The 5,106-nt window shown below is 31.8% G+C and carries 4 protein-coding genes and 1 pseudogene; all 5 read right to left on the bottom strand.

All coding sequences use genetic code 11. From position 1 onward, the window contains the following. Nucleotides 1-171: 171 nt before the first annotated feature. Nucleotides 172-2,310, bottom strand: coding sequence for a penicillin-binding transpeptidase domain-containing protein (locus V7014_RS18890; RefSeq protein ID WP_335509221.1), 2,139 nt, complete (start codon nt 2,308-2,310; stop codon nt 172-174). 279 nt (nt 2,311-2,589) lie between these two features. Next, a complete protein-coding gene (locus V7014_RS27320; RefSeq protein WP_438824938.1) occupies nt 2,590-3,168 on the bottom strand; it encodes a methyl-accepting chemotaxis protein in 579 nt (192 codons plus the stop codon). Between the two features lie 183 nt (nt 3,169-3,351). After that, a pseudogene (locus V7014_RS27315) lies at nt 3,352-3,936 on the bottom strand (protoglobin domain-containing protein); the annotation flags it as partial. 169 nt (nt 3,937-4,105) lie between these two features. Next, nucleotides 4,106-4,474 carry a YkvA family protein gene (locus V7014_RS18880; RefSeq protein ID WP_335509223.1) on the bottom strand — a complete coding sequence of 123 codons (369 nt, stop codon included), beginning with the start codon at nt 4,472-4,474 and terminating at the stop codon, nt 4,106-4,108. 230 nt (nt 4,475-4,704) lie between these two features. After that, nucleotides 4,705-5,106, bottom strand: a 402-nt coding sequence (locus V7014_RS18875; RefSeq protein ID WP_335509217.1) for an SPASM domain-containing protein, incomplete at its 5' end; no start/stop codon positions are given.

Genomic DNA, 5,106 nt, shown 5'->3' with positions numbered 1-5,106 from the left:
TGATAATACCGAAGCTTCCTATTGCTATAAACATGTTAATCATTAAAATAATTATTTTATTCCGCTGTGCTGGTAACATTGATTGCCTCCTTCTTAATCAAATCAATTCTAAAATTCCATAAAATGATATGAAAAATAGTACTTTTTAATTCAAAGAAGCATTTATAAACTTTAAGAACCAGAAACTGCAAGTTTTACATATAATTTATCGCTTTGATCCACTTTACTACCCGGTTTTATATTTTGACTTACTACATATCCTTTTCCAGAATAGTCTATCTCCATATTTAATAATAACGCTAAACGAGAAACATCTCTTAACGACCAGCCCCTAATATCAGGCATTTTTACTTCACCATTTGTTTTAAAAATAATCGTTTCTGAGAGAAGAGCTTTACTTCCAGCAGATGGAGATTGTTTAATAATTTCGTCTCCTTCCCCTAAAACTAATGTTTTCATTCCTTCTAATAATGAGTTATCAGAAACATCAGTGATGGAATCCCCAATAAATGATTGTATAGTGATATCATCCTTGACTTCAGCTAGGTTTCTTTGTTTGTCTGGCTTAACAGATAAATGTTTTAAACTTTGTTCCATCGTAGGTTTTATAATCTCTGCTAATAAAGAAGCACCCGTTTCACCATTAACCAAACTAGGTTGCTGAATAGCAACATAAATGATTAATTTAGGATCGCTTGCAGGAGCCAATCCCATAAATGAATATATATTATTACCAGATCCACTAATATATTCACCGTCTTCAAATATTTGTGCTGTACCTGTTTTTCCGGCAATTTTATAATGATCTAGCTTAAATATTTTTCCAGTACCGTGTTTTGAAGAGACAACACTTTCTAGTAATGAAAGCGTCTTTGTTGCCGTTTTTTCCGAGATTGGTTCTCCCACTATTCTCGGATTCTTGTTCATAATGACTTTACCTGAAGAAGAGTCAAAAACACGCTTTACTACATACGGCTGCATCATTTTTCCTTTGTTTGCAATCGCGCTTACTCCTTGAACTTGTTGAATAGGAGTAAAAGCTGACGCCTGACCAAATGATGTTGATATTTGATCTCTTTTGGCCCTATAGTTAATTCGGCTTCCTACTTCATTAGGCAAATCAATGTTGGTTTTTTTATCAAGACCAAATTTTTGTAAATACTTATAGAATGTATCTTCACCCATCTTATTCGTTAATAAAGCCATTGCAACATTTGAAGAACGTTGCACGCCTTCTTCAAATGTAATTCGCCCCCAACCATTACCATCATTATGATCTCTTATTGGATCATTTCCAATCTTATAAGAACCAGATTGAAACGTATCTGTATCTTTATAAACCCCTTCTTCTATAGCTGATGCTACTGTAAATATCTTCATAGTTGAACCGGGTTCAAATGCATACGATACAACATCGTTGTTAAAATACGTAATATTCTTTAAATTGGGGTCGAAACTAGGTCTTGAAGTCATCGCGAGAATTTGACCTGTCGCAGGATCGGATACTACAGCCATCATTTTTTTCGGTTTATTTTTCTTATTAACCTTTTCTACTGCAGATTCTAAATAGTATTGAATTTTGCCATCGATTGTTAATTCAATAACTTCACCATTCCGAGGAGGATTAATTTTTGCTTTCTTGCCAGGCAATAGAAAACCATAACGACTTTGTTGTTGTGTTACAGAACCTTCGTCCTTAAGTAAATATCGATCTTCACTTTTTTCAACTCCACTAATTCCAATCTCATTATCTTCATTCTCCGTTTTAGTTAACCCGATTACATGTGATGCAAAATCACCATTTGGATATGTTCTTTTAGTGCTTGTTTTAAAAGCAATACCCGGCAGTTTTAATTTTTCTATTTTATTTTTTGTATCTGTATTAAGATTTCGGCCATTTGCACCAAATTCAACTTGTTTCTTATCTTTCATAAGAATACGTTCCACTTCTTGTACCTTCATATTAAGAAGCGGCGCTAATTTCTTCGCTGTTTGCTTAGGATTAACTACGTGTAATGGTTCTTTTTTATTTGTAGTCATTTCACTGTCCAAAACAGCAATAATGTCATATGATCTTGTATCTTTTGCAAGTATATTTCCATTACGATCAAGTATTACTCCTCGTTGCGCTGGTATGGTTCTTTTGGAGGTATACTTCTCTTCAGCCATCGTAGCAAGCACTCTTCCATCCACTTTTCCCGTGACTTGAATATATAGCATTCTAACTCCCACTATTGTAAAAGCAAGCAAAAACATTATCAATAATATTCCTGCTCCGTAATTTACATTCTTATTTTTTTTTATTTTCATAATAGACACTCCTAAATCTATTATTTACTTATGATATATGAATAGATTTTCTTTTAAACTTTAATCTATTTAGTAATAAACTACTTAATAAAAAAAGAAAAACACCCTATTATCGGACGAATTTCGGTAAATTAACCTAATTATTCCAAAAGGTGCAATAAATACATACTACTAGAAATTATATTGATTGTCTATAGTGGAAGAAGTTAAGCGTTATACAGACGAAAAAGCGAATGCATCTTAATTTATGCATTCGCTTTCAAAAAAATCTATTATCATTTAAACTAAATCTTGTGTGATTAATGTTAAACCATCTGCCGAAAGTGCCACTTGTTCTGATGCCTTTCCTACCTCATTAACAACATTAACAAATGATATAAGTTCTTTTTTAATTTTGTTATTCTGTATCTTCGTTTCATTCATCATCTTTAGTATATCTTCAAAATGATCTTTTGTTTCTTCCATACTATTATTCCCATTGCTAACAGCCGTAAGTATTTTTTCTAATGACTTTGTTAATTTTGAGACATGCTTATTCGTATTAGATATTAAATCTGCGACATTTGATACTGAATTCTTCGTATCTTCTGAAAGTTTCCGAACTTCCTCAGCTACAACTGCAAATCCTCGTCCCTGTTCTCCAGCACGAGCAGCTTCAATCGAAGCATTTAACGATAATAAATTTGTTTGATCAGCAATACCCGTTACCATTTGAACAATACTTTGCATTTGTCCTAAAATCTGTAATAAAACCTTGATATCGTTAGAAATGTCATAGACAGATTCATCTATTTGTGACATATTGATAGTTTGATCTCCTAATTGTTCTTTTCCTTTTTGAGCTCGTTTCTCTGCCAATATTGCTAAGTCCGCACCACTATTAGCAAATGAAACAATTTCATTTGATTGTCTATTTAATTGTTGAAAAGAAGCACTTGTTTGTTGTGAAATCGCTGCCAAACTTTGCGATGCACTTGCTACATCTTCTCTTAACTTACATTTTTGTTCTTCGGCAATGTTTTTAATTCTTTCACTTTCAGAATCATACGCTTCTAAAACTAATTGCTGTTCCAAATTCATTATTTTAGATACTGCTTTTACAAATGAGAGTGTTTGTACTCTAGGGACATTTCTTTCAATGATCTCTACGATAGAAAGAAATAATTGTTGAAATGCACACATATACCATTTTGTTTGTAGACCAATCCTGACATGAATATGCGCAATACTGATTCTCTTGTTTATGTAAGACTGATTCACAACGCCATCAAACATTTCTGTAATATGTTGTCGAAGTGTGTTTTTTAAACGATCAATAGAACTACTATTATTAATAATTTCTATTAGTGAAGGTTCATTTTCTAAATTTTTGTAAAAATCGTCTACTATTGTATGTATTTCTTTATTAACAAATGGCTGAAGACTATGTATCATTTTCAAATCTTCTACTGTAAGCCCTATCATATTTACTTGCTTTTCAAAATCACCCTCTTTACTTACGATTAATTCTGCGTTGATGGTATCAATGTTGATTTTTTGATGCTTCTCTCTTTTGAAAATCAATGAAGGTTCCCCCTGCTTTTTTACTATAAAGACCTTGTGAAAATTATACCAATACGGGAACATAATAACATATCACTATGGTTAATGTTATTAGTTTTACTTCAGCTACCTACAAATAGTAAAGAATGACTATAAATAGTTATATATCCCTTCGACTTTTTTACTATTCTTAATAAAAAATAATTATAAAATAAAAAAGAAGTAGCCAAATGAAATTAGCTACTTCTTCATATTATAATTTATTGTCAATTTCTGATGTATCTACATGATCTCCAAACCAATCTGCTAGTTTAATTTTAGCTTTCTCTTTAATGTCATCGTCGATGTACATGGCAACCTGTAATAATGCTATACCTAGTGCTCCTAAATCATCTGTAAAGCCAACACCAAGGGCTACATCTGGAATTAAATCAAAAGGGATAATGAAGTAGCCTAAAGCTCCGATAATAATCGCTTTTGTTTTAGCTGGCACTTCAGGTTTTTGTAACGTGAAATATAGTAACAACACCGCATAAACAACTGATGATCCTGCTTTCTTACCGTATTTCTTCAGTTTATCCCAAAATTTATCATCTGAATAATTTTTCTCGGCGTTTTTCATTTGGTTTAATACTTCTTGTTCATTAACTGATTCCACATGTATCGCCCCCTTTAATTTTCAATACTCTTTCATATCCATTATTATATTGAAAGTATTCATTTAAGTAAAATATTGCATTACTTATTATTTCTTTTTAGTATTGTAAAATACTTTTAAACATACCATGTCATTTATTGCTATAAGTTATCAACAAACAAGCCGATTTACGATACACATAAATCGGCTTTCTTTTATTTTTTATGTCTCTTTGCATAGCCACATCTTTTACACAATTCTTCAACAGCACATCTTCTAGAAAAACCATCATACATATTTCTAGCTCTTTCACTCATAATAATGTCTTCTAATGATGATTCAAAGATATTTCCTAGCGGTATATTTCCTTCACTATCTAAACAGCAAGGTACCACTGTCCCATCTACTAGAATACCAATTTGATCCCTTAAACCATAACAGAAGATATTTTCATCAATAATATCTCGATCCATATCTGGCCATTCAAATTTCTCAGCCATATTAATGTACACGCGATCCTTTAATTTAATATTGTTTGTAAGCTGAAGCTCTTCACTTAAACGTATATCTAAGTTTAATTTTTCTTCAAGCATACTCAATATATCATCATTTAATGC

It is taken from the genome of Bacillus sp. JJ722, from assembly GCF_036963345.1.
Lineage (GTDB): Bacteria > Bacillota > Bacilli > Bacillales > DSM-1321 > Bacillus_AD.
Note: the sequence above shows the minus strand (reverse complement) of the source record. Positions and strands in the feature narration are given on the sequence as shown.